The 17213-nt window shown below is 55.5% G+C and carries 15 protein-coding genes; all 15 read left to right on the forward strand.

Annotated elements, in window-relative coordinates; all coding sequences use genetic code 11:
• Positions 1–1101 precede the first annotated feature (1101 nt).
• The 15 genes from flhD (at position 1102) to U869_RS0120665 (ending at position 17208) form a co-directional block, all read left to right on the forward strand.
• Positions 1102–1452 carry a flagellar transcriptional regulator FlhD gene (gene flhD, locus U869_RS0120595; RefSeq protein WP_025121488.1) on the forward strand — a complete coding sequence of 117 codons (351 nt, stop codon included), beginning with the start codon at positions 1102–1104 and terminating at the stop codon, positions 1450–1452.
• Positions 1452–2036 carry a flagellar transcriptional regulator FlhC gene (gene flhC, locus U869_RS0120600; protein WP_157834747.1) on the forward strand — a complete coding sequence of 195 codons (585 nt, stop codon included), beginning with the start codon at positions 1452–1454 and terminating at the stop codon, positions 2034–2036. Before flhD ends, flhC begins: the two co-directional genes overlap by 1 nt.
• A gap of 142 nt (positions 2037–2178) precedes the next feature.
• Entirely contained in the window at positions 2179–3069 is an 891-nt protein-coding gene (motA, locus tag U869_RS0120605) for a flagellar motor stator protein MotA (protein WP_025121490.1), read from the forward strand.
• Positions 3066–4118: a flagellar motor protein MotB gene (gene motB, locus U869_RS0120610; RefSeq protein WP_037408647.1), complete on the forward strand. Its 1053-nt coding sequence runs from the start codon at positions 3066–3068 to the stop codon at positions 4116–4118. The genes motA and motB overlap by 4 nt, the downstream gene beginning before the upstream one ends.
• A gap of 10 nt (positions 4119–4128) precedes the next feature.
• Positions 4129–6090 (forward strand): chemotaxis protein CheA, encoded by a 1962-nt coding sequence (gene cheA, locus U869_RS0120615; protein ID WP_025121491.1) that lies wholly within the window; start codon positions 4129–4131, stop codon positions 6088–6090.
• 31 nt (positions 6091–6121) lie between these two features.
• Complete coding sequence (gene cheW / locus U869_RS0120620; protein WP_025121492.1) at positions 6122–6622, forward strand: chemotaxis protein CheW; 501 nt, start codon at positions 6122–6124, stop codon at positions 6620–6622.
• A 390-nt stretch (positions 6623–7012) separates the two neighbouring features.
• Positions 7013–8680 (forward strand): methyl-accepting chemotaxis protein, encoded by a 1668-nt coding sequence (locus U869_RS0120625; protein ID WP_025121493.1) that lies wholly within the window; start codon positions 7013–7015, stop codon positions 8678–8680.
• An 88-nt stretch (positions 8681–8768) separates the two neighbouring features.
• The gene (locus U869_RS0120630) at positions 8769–10400 is read left to right on the forward strand and encodes a methyl-accepting chemotaxis protein (RefSeq protein WP_025121494.1); all 1632 of its coding nucleotides are present in this window, start codon (positions 8769–8771) and stop codon (positions 10398–10400) included.
• A gap of 18 nt (positions 10401–10418) precedes the next feature.
• On the forward strand, positions 10419–11291 hold the full coding sequence (gene cheR / locus U869_RS0120635; RefSeq protein WP_025121495.1) for a protein-glutamate O-methyltransferase CheR: 873 nt from the start codon (positions 10419–10421) through the stop codon (positions 11289–11291).
• The gene (locus tag U869_RS0120640; RefSeq protein ID WP_025121496.1) at positions 11291–12340 is read left to right on the forward strand and encodes a chemotaxis response regulator protein-glutamate methylesterase; all 1050 of its coding nucleotides are present in this window, start codon (positions 11291–11293) and stop codon (positions 12338–12340) included. Before cheR ends, U869_RS0120640 begins: the two co-directional genes overlap by 1 nt.
• A gap of 49 nt (positions 12341–12389) precedes the next feature.
• Positions 12390–12779: a chemotaxis response regulator CheY gene (gene cheY, locus U869_RS0120645; RefSeq protein ID WP_025121497.1), complete on the forward strand. Its 390-nt coding sequence runs from the start codon at positions 12390–12392 to the stop codon at positions 12777–12779.
• Between the two features lie 14 nt (positions 12780–12793).
• Positions 12794–13438, forward strand: coding sequence for a protein phosphatase CheZ (cheZ, locus tag U869_RS0120650; RefSeq protein ID WP_025121498.1), 645 nt, complete (start codon positions 12794–12796; stop codon positions 13436–13438).
• Between the two features lie 155 nt (positions 13439–13593).
• Positions 13594–14736, forward strand: coding sequence for a flagellar biosynthesis protein FlhB (gene flhB, locus U869_RS0120655; protein WP_025121499.1), 1143 nt, complete (start codon positions 13594–13596; stop codon positions 14734–14736).
• Complete coding sequence (gene flhA, locus U869_RS0120660) at positions 14729–16807, forward strand: flagellar biosynthesis protein FlhA (RefSeq protein ID WP_025121500.1); 2079 nt, start codon at positions 14729–14731, stop codon at positions 16805–16807. The genes flhB and flhA overlap by 8 nt, the downstream gene beginning before the upstream one ends.
• Positions 16807–17208 carry a flagellar protein FlhE gene (locus tag U869_RS0120665; protein WP_029987724.1) on the forward strand — a complete coding sequence of 134 codons (402 nt, stop codon included), beginning with the start codon at positions 16807–16809 and terminating at the stop codon, positions 17206–17208. The genes flhA and U869_RS0120665 overlap by 1 nt, the downstream gene beginning before the upstream one ends.
• The last annotated feature ends 5 nt before the right edge of the window (positions 17209–17213 follow it).

A 17213-nucleotide genomic window follows, 5' to 3' on the forward strand; every position in this document is an offset into this window, starting at 1 on the left:
ACATTGAATACTTGACCCATTTTTTGCCTATAGCAAAGAAAATGATAACGGGATCGGTTTTGGCGGCAACCTGGAGCAGAGGGATAATTGCGGTGTTATTACGACGGATATTCAAAATTTTTGCTTAAGATGTACAAGGCTCAAACATAATTCCCGTCAACGTCAAAGCCCCATAGACAATAAAACCAGAATGATCAAATGCGTTTTCTTGTCGCCACCTGAAGTATTAAGAATTTTCCATATGGGTAATCCGATATCATTAATAATAATTAAAATGCTAAGTAAAATTCAATTTCCTGCTTTTCCGGCCGATATAGCCTTTGCAGTGTTTTTTTTTGACGTTTCCTGGCACCGCTGTCCCCGATTATTTTTCTACGAAACAAATGGTTACCTCTGTTTACTTGTTCACCCCTTGATCTTGACGGTGTTAACACCGGGATCTGCTCTGTCGAAAATTAAAACAGCCACTATAGTTAATTCTGACTTTTCACCCACAGGTGATCCAACTGGGCAATTTTGCGCATAACGGACTGGTTTAAAATGATAATCAGCGTTTTAAACTGACTTGTCGCCGTATTTGCAGATTTTTGTTCTGTGATTTGGCTTTGGTTAAGCTTTTGTTCGAATTGATCTAAAAACGGCTGTTTTTTGGCTATAAAAGCTGGTTTTTAAGACCTTTTCTTACTTTGGTACATTTATTGAACAGGTAAGTGGTTAATAAGTAGACTGATTTTGCCCGTTTTTAGCTAGATATTTTTTATTTTTGTGACTAAGATCACATTGCGTTCAAAATTGCGAGTCCTTTACGTTGTGTGTGCCAAGGGTTCGGGGGTAGAGTTGCGCTGCAATTAAGATTAATCTTATTATTTTTGTAAAAATACTCTCACAAAAAACACACTTTTGAAGCAGGATGCTGTATATCCATACACGTAATTACATGTATACCAAATACTGAGTAACAACCCGAATTGTGTATAGTCGCGCAGTTATCGCGGCTGGCGTACAAGGATTTGTTTGCCAACTTTGGGAATGAACCCAAGTGATGGGCGATAATTTATCACCCAGCGTATGTTTTTAAACATAGTCTGTCGGGATGGGAATATGGGTACGTCTGAACTACTTAAACATATTTATGACATTAACTTGTCGTATTTGCTTCTGGCACAGCGTCTGATTAACGATGAGAAAGCGTCCGCAATGTTCCGTCTGGGGATTGATAATTCTATGGCGGATGCGTTGTCGCAGCTCACGTTGCCACAAATGGTCAAATTGGCAGAAACCAATCAGTTGGTTTGTCATTTCCGCTTCAATGATCACAACACCATCGAGCGCCTGACGAAAGAATCCCGCGTGGACGATCTGCAACAGATCCACACCGGCATTTTGCTATCGAGCCATTTACTGCAAGAACTATCGGGTAAAGGCGGTAGTGTGACGAAGAAAAGAGCCTGATGATGACTGAGAAAAGTATTGTTCAGGAAGCCAAGGATATTCAGCTTGCCATGGAATTGATCACGCTGGGCGCGCGCTTGCAGATGTTAGAGAGCGAAACGCAGCTTAGCCGTGGGCGATTAATCAAACTGTATAAAGAATTGCGTGGCAGCCCGCCACCCAAAGGCATGCTGCCATTCTCAACCGACTGGTTCATGACCTGGGAACAGAACATCCACTCGTCGATGTTCTTCAATGCCTACCAGTTCCTGCTCAAATGCGGCCAGTGCCACGGGGTTGAAGCCGTGGTCAAAGCCTATCGGCTGTATTTGGAACAGTGTCCGCAACAGCCCGGTGAGCCGCCGCTACTGGCGCTGACCCGAGCCTGGACGCTGGTGCGTTTTGTCGACAGCGGCATGTTGCAGCTCTCCGCCTGCAGCTGCTGTGGCGGGACTTTCATCACCCATGCGCACCAGCCGCTTAACAGTTTTGTCTGCAGTTTATGCCAGCCCCCATCCCGCGCAGTAAAAAAACGTAAACTTTCGCCGCAACTGGCCGATATTATTCCACAACTGCTGGACGAGCAGGTTAAACGCGCGGTCTGAGCCCGTTTGCAGGCTATACAAAACACAGACTGGTGAAACTCAAGGGCTCGGTACTCCGGGCCCTCAGGTACGGCCTGGCTGTAGCCGAATTTCACCCGCGCTGACTCACCTTCCATCCACATTGTGAATTTAAGGAATACGTGTGCTAGTTATTTTGGGTTATCTCGTGGTACTGGGGACGGTGTTTGGCGGCTATATGATCGTCGGCGGACATCTGGGCGCGCTGTATCAGCCAGCCGAATTTCTGATCATCGGTGGAGCCGGCGTGGGGGCCTTTATCGTCGGTAACAACGGCAAAGCGATTAAAGCCACGATACGCGCGCTGCCCAAGCTGATGCGTCGCTCAAAATACAACAAAGAACTGTATATGGACCTGATGGCGTTGCTGTATCGGCTGATGGCCAAATCCCGCCAGCAGGGCATGTTGTCGCTGGAGTTCGATATCGATAATCCGCAGGAAAGCGAAATATTCTCTAATTATCCGCGCATTCTTGCCGATAACCATTTGGTGGAATTTATTACCGACTACTTGCGCTTGATGGTGAGCGGCAATATGAACGCCTTTGAGATCGAAGCGTTGATGGATGAAGAAATCGAAACCTTCGAACACGAGAGCGAAGTGCCTGCGAGCAGCCTGGCGATGGTTGGCGATTCGCTCCCAGCTTTCGGCATTGTGGCCGCCGTGATGGGGGTCGTGCATGCACTCGCGTCGGCTGATCGACCCGCAGCGGAATTGGGGGCAATGATCGCCAACGCGATGGTAGGAACCTTCCTGGGTATCCTGCTGGCCTACGGCTTTATCTCGCCGCTGGCTACCGTGCTGCGCCAGAAAAGTGCCGAAACCACCAAGATGATGCAGTGCATCAAGGTCACGTTACTGTCGAGTTTGAACGGTTATGCCCCGCAGATCGCGGTCGAGTTTGGCCGTAAAACGTTGTACACCACGGAGCGCCCTTCCTTCGTTGAGCTGGAAGAGCATGTGCGCAAGGTGAAAGCCCCGGCACAGCAGGCGACGGAAGAGCAGGACGCATGAAACAGAATCACCCGGTCATTCTGGTCAGAAAACGCAAAGCCAATCATGCCGCTCATCATGGCGGTTCCTGGAAAATTGCCTATGCCGATTTTATGACGGCGATGATGGCGTTTTTTCTGGTGATGTGGCTGCTGGCGATTGCCAGCCCGCAGGAATTGACGCAGATAGCCGAATATTTCCGTACCCCATTGAAGGTGGCACTGACCGGCGGCGATAAGAGCAGCACGGAAAGCAGCATCATCCCGGGGGGCGGGGACGATCCAACCCAGCAGCAAGGGTTGGTTAAAAAACAGATGGATTCAGCGGAAAAGCGTGCGGAAGAGATGCGCCTGAACAAGCTGCGGGAAAAGCTCGATGAGCTGATTGAGTCGGACCCGCGCCTGAAAGCGCTGCGGCCACATTTGCTGATCAAGATGATGGACGAAGGATTGCGCATTCAGATTATCGACAGCCAGAACCGGCCTATGTTCAAGACCGGTAGCGCGCAGGTAGAAAGCTATATGCGCGATATCCTGCGTGGGATAGCGCCGATCCTCAACGGATTAACCAACAAAATCAGCCTGTCGGGCCATACCGACGATCTGCCTTATGCCACCGGTGAGCGCTATTACAGCAACTGGGAGCTGTCCGCCGATCGTGCCAATGCCTCCCGGCGTGAACTGATCGCCGGTGGTTTGGCCGAGGGCAAGGTGTTGCGGGTGGTTGGCATGGCCTCGACCATGAACCTGAAACCGCACGGCGGAGATGACGCGATTAACCGGCGTATCACCATTCTGGTACTGAACCGGGCAACCCAGCAGGGGATAGAACACGAGAATGCAGAGGGCAATGCGACGGAAATCGACAATCCTGACGGTTTGAAGCAGTTGGCTCCGCAGGCTCCGGCGACACCGGTAGTACCGACGCCAGCACCAACCGCCGAACCGCCGGCAGCACAAAGCATGCCAGAGCCACCTGCGGCAGCGGTGCAAGCCACAGACACTGGGCCGACAGCGGCTATTCCGGCGGCACCTTCCGCCACTTCACCGACTAACAGCGACTCACAGTAGAGGTGACCCCGTGAGCATGGACATAAGCGCTTTTTATCAGACCTTCTTTGATGAGGCAGACGAGCTGCTGGCCGATATGGAGCAACATCTGTTGGAGCTGGATCCGCTGGCCCCGGATATTGAACCCTTGAACGCGATTTTCCGCGCGGCCCACTCGATCAAGGGCGGGGCCGCCACTTTTGGCTTTAGCGTACTGCAGGAAACGACCCACCTGCTGGAGAATTTGCTGGACGGTGCCCGGCGTCAGGAAATGAGCCTGAGTACCGAAATTATCAACCTGTTTCTGGAAACCAAAGACATTATGCAGGAGCAACTGGACGCCTATAAAACGTCGCAACAGCCTGATGCCGAAAGCTTTGAGTATATTTGTCAGGCGCTGCGACAGCTGGCTTTGGAAGCGCAACAGCAGGATGCCCCTGCGGCGGCGGTAACCTCACCGGTGGCGCATGCCGCTGCTCCGGCCGCGATCGAAGGCGGGATGCGGATCTGCCTGAGCGGCCTGAAGCCGAATGAAATTCCGCTGATGCTGGAGGAGCTGGGTAACCTGGGCGAGGTGGAAAACCCGCAGCAGACCGAGAGCAGCCTGGAAGTCACCCTACTGACCTCGGCCAGTGAAGACGATATCAGCGCGGTGCTGTGTTTTGTCCTGGAGCCGGAACAGATTGCCTTTTCCACGCCGCCGCAAGCCGTGGCGAAGGTCAGCACGCCGGAACCCGTTGCCGTTATCGCACCAGCTGCACCCGCTCCGCTAGCTGAAGCGCCGAAGCCGAAAGCCAAGGCCAGCGAATCCACCAGTATCCGCGTGGCGGTGGAAAAGGTCGATCAACTGATCAACCTGGTGGGGGAGTTGGTGATCACTCAGTCGATGCTGGCCCAACGCTCAGGCACGCTGGATCCAGTCAATCATGGCGATCTGCTCAACAGCATGAGCCAGTTGGAGCGTAACGCCCGCGACCTGCAAGAATCGGTAATGTCGATCCGCATGATGCCGATGGAGTACGTTTTCAGCCGCTTCCCGCGTCTGGTACGCGATCTGGCCAGCAAGCTGGACAAGCAGGTGGAGTTAACGCTACGGGGCAGCTCAACCGAACTGGACAAGAGTCTGATCGAACGCATTATCGATCCGTTGACGCATCTGGTGCGCAACAGCCTGGATCACGGCATTGAAGAGCCTGCCGCACGCCTGGCTGCCGGTAAGGCCGAAGTCGGTAATCTGATCCTGTCCGCTGAACATCAGGGTGGCAATATCTGTATTGAAGTCACCGATGACGGTGCGGGTCTCAACCGCCAGAAAATCCTTGCCAAGGCTGCCTCGCAGGGGCTGCCGGTGAGCGACAGCATGAGCGATGAAGAGGTCGGTATGCTGATCTTTGCCCCTGGATTCTCCACCGCCGAGCAGGTGACAGACGTTTCCGGCCGTGGCGTGGGCATGGACGTGGTGAAGCGAAATATTCAGGAAATGGGGGGGCATGTTGAAATCCATTTCCAGGCGGGGAAGGGCACTTCAATCCGCATTTTACTGCCGCTGACGCTGGCCATTCTAGACGGTATGTCGGTCAAGGTGAATGAGGAAGTGTTCATTCTGCCACTGAATGCCGTGATGGAATCATTGCAACCGCAGGCCGAGGATTTGCATCCGCTGGCGGGTGGCGAGCGCGTGTTGCAGGTGCGCGGCGAGTATCTGCCGTTGGTGGAGCTGTTCCGGGTGTTTGAGGTTGACGGAGCCAAGACCGAAGCCACCCAGGGCATCGTGGTGATCTTGCAAAGCGCAGGCCGTCGCTATGCGCTGCTGGTCGATCAGTTGATCGGTCAACACCAGGTGGTGGTGAAGAATCTGGAAAGCAATTACCGCAAGGTACCGGGCATTTCCGCTGCCACCATTCTGGGGGATGGTAGCGTGGCGCTGATTGTCGATGTGTCGGCGCTGCAAACGCTGAATCGGGAAAAGCGTCTGACGGACGCTGCCGCATAATTATTAACCGACTGATTTAAAGGTGATCGAAATGGCAGGACTTGCATCCGTCAGCAAATTGGCTGGCGAAACGGTAGGTCAGGAGTTCCTGATTTTTACCTTGGGTAACGAAGAATATGGCATTGATATCCTCAAGGTTCAGGAGATCCGCGGTTACGATCAGGTAACGCGCATCGCCAACACCCCGGCGTTTATCAAGGGCGTAACCAATCTGCGTGGGGTGATCGTGCCGATTATCGATCTGCGCGTGAAGTTTGCCCAGCAGGACGTCTCTTATGATGAGAATACCGTGGTGATCGTGCTGAACTTTGGCCAGCGCGTGGTGGGGATCGTGGTTGATGGCGTGTCTGACGTGCTGTCGTTGACGACGGACCAGATCCGCCCGGCTCCGGAGTTTGCGGTTACGCTGGCCACGGAATATCTCACCGGCCTGGGATCGCTTGGCGAGCGTATGCTGATCCTGGTGGATATCGAAAAGCTGTTGAGCAGCGAGGAAATGTCGTTGGTGGACAACGTAGCAAAAAGCGCATGATTACCCTGGGTAAGTAGCTGTACGTAATGGTGTAACAGATGGAGATGATGCAGAACGCTGACACACCGTAAACCCGTCCATGGGGGCTCGCAATCGCGCATCCATACGCTCAACGGTCGGCTAACCTGCACCATCCCCATCTGACTCAGGCTAAGGTGTTGCGGTATTGCCCCGGGAGCCAATGGATGGCACATTCGGTCCCTTCTCCCTTTGGGAGAGGGTTAGGGTGAGGGTGAGGGGAGTATCACCGGTACCGAGCCAGATCACAGTCTCATGCAAACTTAAGAAAAATCTTATCAGATAACCATAAAGTTCTCTTCTGCCACGCCGATAACCCAGTCAGTTAACGTACACAGAGCTTGTCTGTGCGGGCTTCCAAGAAGGGTCAACATGTTTAATCGTATGAAGGTGGTCACCAGCTTATTGCTGGTGCTGGTGTTATTCGGTGCCTTGCAGCTGGTTTCCGGGGGGCTGTTTTTCACTTCGTTGAAAGATAACAAAGAAAATTTTACCGTACTGCAAACTATCCGACAGCAGCAGTCAGAACTGAATGAAAGCTGGGTTAACCTGCTGCAAACCCGTAATACCCTCAATCGCGCCGGGATCCGCTATATGATGGACCTCAATAAAGCGGGCACCGGTGCTACCGTAGCTGAACTGCTGACCTCGGCAAAAAACACGCTGAGCATGGCGGAACAACACTACGCGGCCTATGAAAAAATCCCTCTGGATGCTCGCCAGGATGCCGATGCGGCGCAAGAGCTCAAGCAACGCTACACCACTTTGCGCACCGCGCTGTCGGAACTGATCCTGCTGCTGAATGACGGCAAGCTGGACGCCTTCTTTGAACAACCGACCCAGCGTTATCAGACCGAATTTGAACAGGTTTATAACCGCTATCTGACCCAGAACGACAAGCTCTACCAGATCGCGGTCGAAGACGGCGACAGCTCTTTTGAGTTTGCCGTCTGGACGCTGGGCGTGGTGCTGGTACTGGTGGTGGCGGTGATCGTCCTGGTTTGGCTCGGCATCCACCATATTCTGGTGCGCCCGCTCAACCGCATGATCGAACACATCAAACTGATCGCCGCAGGCGATTTGACTCACCCAATCGACGTCAGCAGCCGCAATGAAATGGGGGTATTGGCAGCCAGCCTCAGGCATATGCAAGGCGAACTGATCGACACCGTCAGCGGCGTGCGTCAGGGGGCTGATGCCATCTACAGCGGCGCTTCCGAGATTGCCGCGGGCAACAATGACCTCTCTTCCCGTACCGAACAGCAGGCCGCCTCGCTGGAAGAAACCGCTGCCAGCATGGAGCAGTTGACCGCGACGGTGAAACAGAACGCCGAAAATGCCCGTCAGGCCAGTCAGCTGGCGTTGAGCGCTTCCGAAACCGCGCAAAAAGGCGGCAAAGTGGTGGCCAACGTGGTGCAAACCATGCACGACATTGCCGGCAGCTCGCAGAAAATTGCCGACATCACCAGCGTGATCGACGGCATTGCCTTCCAGACCAACATCCTGGCGCTGAATGCGGCGGTAGAAGCCGCACGTGCCGGTGAACAGGGCCGTGGTTTTGCGGTGGTCGCCGGTGAAGTGCGTAACCTGGCAAGCCGCAGCGCGCAGGCGGCTAAAGAGATCAAAGGCCTGATTGAAGACTCGGTAAGCCGGGTTGATATGGGCTCGGTGCTGGTGGAAAGCGCTGGCGAAACCATGGGCGATATCGTCAATGCCGTCACCCGCGTCACCGATATCATGGGTGAAATCGCGTCGGCTTCCGATGAGCAGAGCCGGGGTATCGATCAGGTTGGCCAGGCGGTTGCCGAAATGGATCGCGTCACCCAACAGAACGCCTCTTTGGTCGAAGAATCGGCTTCTGCGGCGGCAGCACTGGAAGAGCAAGCCAGCCGCTTGACCCAGTCCGTGGCGGTATTCCGACTGAAAGCGGAAGGCCAACATGAGTTCAAGTCCCCCACCAACAGTAAAGTCATCAGCCCGGTAATCAATCATAAAAAAATGAACGCCAGCGATCCGCAGGAAAACTGGGAAACGTTCTAACCGGCATTGGGCCGCGTCACTCCGGCGAGGTCGTGGCCCTTTTTTCCGTCCTAAGCCGTGTAAAGCCACGGCTACCTGGAGGTTTATCGTGTTTAACCGAGTCCGTATCTCTACCAGTCTGTTTTTATTATTGCTGACCTTTTGCTTGATGCAATTGATTAGCACCGGCTTGTCGTATACCGCTTCCCGCTCCGATAACCACAATCTGAATCTGATTAGCCTGGGTAGCCAGCAACGAGATGCCCTTAGCCTGAGCTGGGTTTCCCTGCTACAGGCACGTAACACCTTGAACCGGGCCGGCACCCGGGCGGCGCTGAAAGTGCCGCAAGAACAGGTCGATGCCTTGATGGGCAACGCCCGCAGTTCGTTGCAAAAAGCCGACCTCTATTTTAATCAGTTTCTGGCCGTCTCGCGTAACAGCGAACAGGAGCAGCAACTGACAGAAACCACCCAAGCCAGCTATGAGCGGCTACGGGGTGCCTTGCGTGAACTGGTCGTCTTCCTGGAGGGCGGTAACCTGCAAGGCTTTATGGATCAACCCACGCAGAAAATGCAGGACCTGTTTGAAGCCGATTTTGTCCAGTACCTGCAATTGGTCAACGAAAATATCGCCCAGGCCAACGCGGCTAATCAGCGTTCCTTCACGCTGGCCGGGTGGCTGGTGTGTGGCGCAATCCTGATGCTGATCCTGGTGACTGCCAGCGCCATGTGGTGGCTGCGCAATATGCTGGTTCAACCGCTGAATATTATGCGTAGCCACTTTGACCGTATCGCCGATGGCGACCTGGCTGCGCCGATCCAAGTGTATGGCCGCAACGAGATCAGCCAGCTGTTTGCCAGCCTGCACCGTATGCAGCACTCGCTGATTGGCACCGTTGGTGCGGTGCGCGAAGGGGCCGAGTCGATCCTGATCGGGCTACAGGAAATTTCGGAAGGCAATAACGATCTCTCTTCCCGCACCGAACAGCAGGCTGCCTCATTGGAAGAGACCGCCGCCAGCATGGAGCAGTTGACCGCCACGGTGAAACAGAACGCCGACAATGCCCGCCAGGCCTCCAAGCTGGCGCGCGATGCCTCGACTACCGCCGCCAAGGGTGGGGAACTGGCCGACGACGTGGTTACTACCATGCACGATATTGCCAGCAGCTCGCAAAAAATTGGTGCGATCACCAGCGTGATTGACGGTATCGCCTTCCAGACCAACATCCTGGCATTGAATGCGGCGGTGGAAGCGGCGCGAGCGGGTGAGCAGGGGCGCGGTTTCGCCGTAGTGGCTTCAGAGGTACGCAACCTGGCACAGCGTAGCGCCCAGGCGGCCAAAGAAATCAAAGTGCTGATCGATGAGTCGGTCGGGCGTGTCAAGCAGGGCTCGGTGCTGGTCGAAGACTCCGGCGCCACCATGCAGGATATCGTGCGTTCGGTGACCCGCGTCACTGACATCATGGGCGAAATCTCCTCGGCGTCCGATGAGCAAAGCCGCGGTATCGAGCAGGTGACCCAGGCCGTGACTCAGATGGATCAGGTGACGCAGCAGAACGCCGCGTTGGTAGAACAAGCAGCCTCTGCGGCTGCAGCATTGGAAGAACAAGCGATTACCTTGGCGGATGCGGTAGCGGTATTCCGCCTGGCGGACGATAACATCACATTATCGGAAAGCCCTAACAACGGAGTTTTATCAGTGGCTAAGGAAGCAACTAGTGTCGAATTGTATAGTAAATAACCACCTGGGTGGCAGGGTATGAGCGGATCATCCTCATCCACCAACAAAGAACCTGCGTCTTTACTGACACAGATGGTGCAACGGCTGCCTTTGTCGGACGTGCATTTCCGACGGATCAGCCAGTTGATCTACCAGCGTGCCGGGATTGTGCTGGCCGAGCACAAACGCGAGATGGTTTACAACCGTCTGGTGCGTCGTTTGCGGCTGCTTGGCATACCCGATTTTGGTAGCTATCTGGTGCTGTTGGAAAGTGACATCAACAGCGCCGAGTGGCAGGCATTCGTCAATGCCCTGACCACTAACCTGACGGCGTTTTTCCGTGAGGCGCACCATTTCCCGATCCTGGCGGAACATGCGCGCTCGCGGCCAAACGGTTACTGCGTGTGGAGCACCGCCGCCTCGACCGGCGAAGAACCTTACTCGATTGCCATTACGTTGAGTGAGGCGCTGGGACAGAAGGCCACGGGGACTCAGGTTTGGGCTAGCGATATCGATACTCAGGTATTGGAAAAAGCCGAAGCGGGGGTCTATCGCCAGGAAGATCTGCGCACCCTGACGCCGGCGCAGATGCAGCGTTATTTCCTGCGTGGCACCGGGCCTCATCATGGGTTGGTGCGGGTACGGCCAGAATTGGCGGCACAGGTCCATTTCCAGCCGCTCAATCTGCTGGCACCGGAATGGGCATTGCGGGGGCAATTTGATGCGATATTTTGCCGTAACGTCATGATCTATTTTGATAAAGAAACACAAGAGCGCATTTTACGGCGCTTTGTGCCACTGCTTAAACCGGGGGGGCTCATGTTTGCCGGTCATTCCGAAAACTTCAGCCAGCTCAGCCGGGATTTCTACTTGCGTGGGCAGACCGTATATGGCCTGACCAAGGAGAGGTAATGAATAAAATCAGCGTATTAAGCGTAGACGACTCTGCCCTGATGCGGCAGCTGATGACCGAAATTGTAAACAGTCATCCCGATATGGAGATGGTGGCAACCGCCCCCGATCCGCTGGTGGCGCGTGATCTAATCAAAAAATTCAACCCGCAGGTCCTGACGCTGGATGTCGAAATGCCGCGTATGGACGGGCTGGATTTTCTGGAAAAACTGATGCGCCTGCGGCCGATGCCGGTAGTGATGGTGTCATCGCTGACTGGGCAGGGCTCGGAGATCACCCTGCGGGCGCTGGAACTGGGCGCGGTGGACTTTGTCACCAAACCGCAGTTGGGGATCCGCGAAGGCATGTTGGCCTACAGCGAGCTGATTGCCGAAAAGATCCGCACGGCGGCCAAAGCGCGGCTGTCACAGCGTTCAACGGGACCGGCTCCGGCGATCCTCAGCCATACGCCATTGTTGAGCAGTGAAAAGCTGATCGCGATTGGCGCGTCTACCGGCGGTACCGAGGCGATCCGCCATGTGTTGCAGCCGTTACCGGCCAGCAGCCCGGCGTTATTGATCACCCAGCATATGCCGCCAGGGTTTACCCGCTCGTTTGCCGAACGGCTCAACAAACTGTGCCAGATCACGGTGAAAGAGGCGGAAGACGGCGAGCGCGTATTGCCAGGCCATGCCTATATCGCGCCGGGAGATCGTCATCTGGAACTGGCGCGCAGCGGTGCCAACTATCAGGTTCGGCTACATGACGGCCCGCCGGTCAACCGGCATCGTCCTTCGGTCGATGTATTGTTCCGGTCGGTGGCCCAGTTTGCCGGGCGCAATGCGGTGGGAGTGATCCTCACCGGAATGGGGAATGACGGTGCGGCGGGAATGCTGGAAATGCATAGAGCTGGGGCGTACACCCTGGCGCAAAACGAAGCCAGCTGTGTGGTGTTTGGTATGCCACGAGAGGCCATTGCCACCGGCGGAGTGAATGAAATAGTGGAGTTGGAGCGCATGAGCCAACGCATGTTGGCGCAGATCGCGGGTGGTCAGGCGCTGCGTATTTGATGTTCTACCCCGAGTTACGGGGTAAAGACGATTAACCTTAGGAGTAATAATGGCAGACAAAAACCTTAAATTTCTGGTGGTGGATGATTTTTCCACCATGCGCCGCATTGTCAGAAATTTGCTGAAAGAATTGGGTTTTAACAACGTCGAAGAGGCGGAAGACGGGGCCGATGCGTTGAACAAACTGCGCGCGGGCGGCTTCGACTTCGTGGTATCGGACTGGAATATGCCGAACATGGATGGCCTCGAGCTGCTGCAAACCATCCGCGCCGACGGCGCGCTGGCGTCAATGCCGGTGCTGATGGTAACGGCGGAAGCCAAGAAAGAGAACATCATCGCGGCTGCGCAGGCGGGTGCCAGCGGTTACGTGGTCAAACCCTTCACGGCGGCAACGCTGGAAGAGAAGCTCAACAAGATTTTTGAAAAACTGGGCATGTAAAAAAGGAGAGGGCGATGAGAGATATTCGAATGCCTGCCAGTGATGCCGCGACAGCGGGTGAGATCATCTGCCGTATCGGTCAACTGACACGTATGTTGCGTGACAGCATGCGTGAACTGGGGCTAGATCAGGCTATCGCTCAGGCGGCCGAAGCGATCCCGGATGCACGCGACCGTCTTGATTATGTCGTCACCATGACGGCGCAGGCGGCGGAACGGGCGCTCAACTGTGTAGAAGCAGCACAGCCTCGCCAGGCGGAGTTGGAGTCGCAGGCCAATACGCTGAAAGGGCGCTGGGACGAGTGGTTTGCCAACCCGATCGAACTGGCAGATGCCCGCTCACTGGTGACGGATACCCGTCAGTATCTGGATCGGGTACCGGAGCACACCGCATTCACCAACGCCCAGTTGCTGGAAATCATGATGGCACAGGATTTCCAGGACCTCACCGGCCAGGTGATCAAGCGTATGATGGACGTGGTGCAGGAGATTGAAAAACAGCTGCTGATGGTATTGATGGAGAACATCCCGGATCAGCCAGCCAAAGAGAAAAAACCTAACGACAGCCTGCTCAATGGCCCGCAGCTGGATCAGAACGGGGCTGGCGTGATCGCCAATCAGGCCCAGGTAGACGATCTGCTCGACAGTCTAGGTTTTTGATCAACTTTTAGGGCGCATCATTGCGCCCTAACTCTTTTCGTCAGCCGATCCGCTAAATAACCCGCCTTTTCCTTCGTTGTTCCCGCAATGAAATCCGCATTTTTTTGGCATGCTGACGGCAATTCTATTCCTTGCATGCGACGGGAGCGGTCTCCTTGGCTGAAGACAGCGATCAGGAAAAAACCGAGGCCCCCACACCCCACCGGTTGGAGAAAGCTCGTGAAGAGGGGCAGATTGCGCGTTCGCGCGAACTGACTTCGATCCTGATGCTGATTGCCGGGTTGTCGATCTTATGGGTCGCAGGCGGTCATATCGCGCAGCAATTGGCGAGGATGCTGGCTGAGGGCCTGCATTTCGATCACAACATGGTCAGCAACGATAAGCAGATGTTGCGCCAGTTTGCCATGTTGCTGCGTCAGGCCGTGTGGGCACTGATGCCTATTCTGGCCGGATTGGTGCTGGTGGCGCTGGCGGCACCGATGCTGCTGGGCGGCGTGGCCTTCAGCCTTAAGTTTGACGCCAAGCGCATGGATCCGATCGCCGGATTGAAGCGTATGTTCTCCACCCAGGTGCTGGCGGAGCTTCTAAAGGCAATCCTCAAAGCGACCTTGGTCGGCTGGGTGGCCGGTCTTTATTTGTGGCACAACTGGGCGGCGATGCTGCATCTGGTTACGCAGCAACCGCAGGACGCGCTGAAAAATGCGCTCCAGATCGTGATCCTCTGCGGCATGCTTATTGTGCTTGGGCTGGTACCGATGGTGGCCTTTGACGTGTTTTATCAGCTGTGGAGCCACTTCAAGAAACTGAAGATGACCAAGCAGGATATTCGCGACGAACATAAACAGCAGGAAGGCGATCCCCATGTCAAAGGGCGGATTCGTCAGCAACAGCGGGCCATCGCCCGCCGCCGCATGATGAGCGACGTGCCGAAGGCCGACGTGATCGTCACCAACCCGACGCACTATGCCGTGGCATTGCAATACAACGACAAGAACATGAGTGCGCCAAAGGTGTTGGCCAAAGGGGCTGGGGAGATTGCCTTACGCATCCGCGAACTGGCGAACGAACACCGTATTCCGACCCTGGAAGCACCGCCGTTGGCGCGGGCGCTATACCGTCACAGCGAGATTGGGCAACACATTCCCACGACCTTGTATGCCGCCGTGGCCGAAGTCCTGGCCTGGGTCTACCAGCTGCGCCGTTGGCAGCGTGAAGGCGGTCTGATCCCGAAAAAACCTCAACGTTTACCGGTGCCGGAAGCACTGGATTTTGCTGGAGAGAATAACTCAGATGGCTAATTTGGCCGCCCTGCTTCGTTTGCCGGGTAATTTTAAAGATACGCAGTGGCAGGTGCTGGCTGGCCCGATACTGATCCTGATGATCCTGTCGATGATGGTGCTGCCGTTGCCGGCATTTATCCTCGATCTGCTGTTCACCTTCAATATCGCGCTGTCGATCATGGTGTTGTTGGTTGCGATGTTTACCCAGCGCACGCTGGAATTCGCGGCCTTCCCGACCATCCTGCTGTTTTCAACCCTGTTACGTCTGTCGCTGAACGTGGCCTCCACCAGGATCATCCTGATGGAAGGGCATACCGGTTCGGCGGCTGCGGGGCGGGTTGTCGAGGCGTTCGGCCACTTCCTGGTGGGGGGCAACTTTGCCATCGGTATCGTGGTGTTTATCATCCTGGTACTGATCAACTTTATGGTGATCACCAAGGGGGCCGGACGTATTGCCGAAGTTGGCGCCCGTTTTGTTCTTGACGGGATGCCGGGTAAACAGATGGCGATCGACGCCGATCTGAACGCCGGTTTGATCGGCGAAGATGAGGCTAAAAAGCGCCGCTCCGAAGTAACGCAGGAAGCGGACTTCTACGGTTCGATGGACGGTGCCAGCAAGTTTGTACGCGGTGATGCCGTAGCGGGCTTGATGATCATGGTGATTAACGTGGTGGGCGGCCTGCTGGTCGGGGTGATCCAGCACGGTATGGAACTGGGGACCGCAGCGGAAACCTATACCTTGCTGACCATCGGTGATGGCCTGGTCGCGCAGATCCCGGCGTTGGTGATCTCGACGGCGGCGGGCGTGATTGTCACCCGAGTTGCCACCGATGAGGACGTTGGCGAGCAGATGGTAGGCCAGTTGTTCAACAACCCGCGCGTCATGGTATTGAGTGCTGCGGTATTGGGACTGTTGGGGATGGTTCCCGGCATGCCGAACCTGGTGTTCCTGCTGTTTACGGCGGCGTTGTTGGCGTTGGCCTGGCGGTTACGTGGGCGTGAACAGCAATCACCGAAAGTCCAGGAGCAGCCGTTGCCACAGGAAAATACCCAGGCGGTAGAAGCCAGTTGGTCTGACGTGCAGTTGGAAGATCCCTTGGGTATGGAGGTAGGTTATCGTCTGATCCCCATGGTGGACTTCCAACAAAACGGTGAATTGCTGGGGCGTATCCGTGGCATCCGTAAAAAATTCGCTCAGGATACGGGCTATCTGCCACCGGTAGTGCATATTCGCGACAATCTCGAACTGTCGGCCGCCAGCTACCGTATTCTGATGAAAGGGGTGGAAATCGGCAGCGGTGAGGCCCATCCGGGACGCTGGCTGGCAATTAATCCAGGTAATGCCGTGGGTGAGTTGACCGGTGACAAAACCGTCGATCCGGCCTTCGGACTGGAGGCGGTGTGGATCGACAGCGCATTGCGTGAACAGGCGCAGATCCAGGGCTTCACGGTGGTGGAAGCCAGCACCGTGGTCGCCACCCATCTCAACCACTTGCTCGGCCAGTTTGCCAGCGAGCTGTTTGGCCGCCAGGAAACCCAGCAATTGCTGGATCGTGTTTCGCAGGAGATGCCGAAGCTGACGGAAGACTTGGTGCCGGGCGTGGTTTCGCTAACGACTTTGCACAAGGTGTTACAGAATTTGCTGTCCGAGCGGGTATCAATCCGCGATATGCGTACCATTCTCGAAACGCTGGCGGAACATGCGCCGACGCAAAGCGATCCTTTCGAACTGACCACCGTAGTGCGCGTCGCACTTGGGCGGGCGATTACTCAGCAGTGGTTCCCCGGTAGCGGTGAGATCCAGGTTATTGGCTTGGATACTCCGCTTGAGCGCCTGCTGTTGCAGGCCTTACAGGGAGGCGGTGGCCTGGAGCCGGGTCTGGCGGACCGATTGTTAGATCAGGCCAAGCAGGCATTGCAGCGTCAGGAAATGCTCAGCGCACCGCCGGTACTGCTGGTAAACCATGCGTTACGTGCCTTGTTGGCGCGCTTCATGCGCCGTACCTTGCCACAGCTGGTCGTGCTGTCGAATCTGGAAATCAACGACGAACGGCAGATCCGCATGACTTCAACCATTGGAGCCGCCTGATGAAAGCTTACCTTTTACTATTGGGGTTGTTAGCTCCGTTGGCGGCGCAGGCGGTGTCGGGGTCCTGGGCCGCCGATGCCACAGGCGTAACGCTGGAAACGGGGAGCGTGCGTGACGTATCCCCCAGCCTGCGGGCGGCCAACCCGCCAGCGGCTACGGCGGTAGTAACCAGCATCAGCTGGCGCTATCAGTTGTTAGCGGGTGCCCCGGCTGGATTGCAAGTACAGCTCTGCTCCTCGTCACGTTGCGTGCCGCTCGGCGCGGGTAGTGGCCGGAGTGAGGCTTTCAACGGCATTGCGGCAGACAGCGAGTTCCGTTTCATTTATTACGTGCGATCTCACGGTGCGTTGAATCCACCGCTGCGGGTGATCTCTAATCAGGTGATTGTCAATTACCAGTGAGGATG

Origin of the sequence: Serratia sp. H1w (assembly GCF_000633355.1) — a bacterium.
Lineage (GTDB): Bacteria > Pseudomonadota > Gammaproteobacteria > Enterobacterales > Enterobacteriaceae > Chania.

Excerpts from the sequence above, each read along its gene's own strand:
- U869_RS0120625 (WP_025121493.1), top strand. The coding sequence starts at position 7,013 with ATGTTTAATCGTATGAAGGTGGTCACCAGCTTATTGCTGGTGCTGGTG.
- flhC (WP_157834747.1), top strand. The coding sequence starts at position 1,452 with ATGATGACTGAGAAAAGTATTGTTCAGGAAGCCAAGGATATTCAGCTT.
- U869_RS0120665 (WP_029987724.1), top strand. The coding sequence starts at position 16,807 with ATGAAAGCTTACCTTTTACTATTGGGGTTGTTAGCTCCGTTGGCGGCG.
- motB (WP_037408647.1), top strand. The coding sequence starts at position 3,066 with ATGAAACAGAATCACCCGGTCATTCTGGTCAGAAAACGCAAAGCCAAT.
- cheZ (WP_025121498.1), top strand. The coding sequence starts at position 12,794 with ATGAGAGATATTCGAATGCCTGCCAGTGATGCCGCGACAGCGGGTGAG.
- flhD (WP_025121488.1), top strand. The coding sequence starts at position 1,102 with ATGGGTACGTCTGAACTACTTAAACATATTTATGACATTAACTTGTCG.
- cheW (WP_025121492.1), top strand. The coding sequence starts at position 6,122 with ATGGCAGGACTTGCATCCGTCAGCAAATTGGCTGGCGAAACGGTAGGT.
- flhA (WP_025121500.1), top strand. The coding sequence starts at position 14,729 with ATGGCTAATTTGGCCGCCCTGCTTCGTTTGCCGGGTAATTTTAAAGAT.
- cheR (WP_025121495.1), top strand. The coding sequence starts at position 10,419 with ATGAGCGGATCATCCTCATCCACCAACAAAGAACCTGCGTCTTTACTG.
- U869_RS0120640 (WP_025121496.1), top strand. The coding sequence starts at position 11,291 with ATGAATAAAATCAGCGTATTAAGCGTAGACGACTCTGCCCTGATGCGG.
- cheY (WP_025121497.1), top strand. The coding sequence starts at position 12,390 with ATGGCAGACAAAAACCTTAAATTTCTGGTGGTGGATGATTTTTCCACC.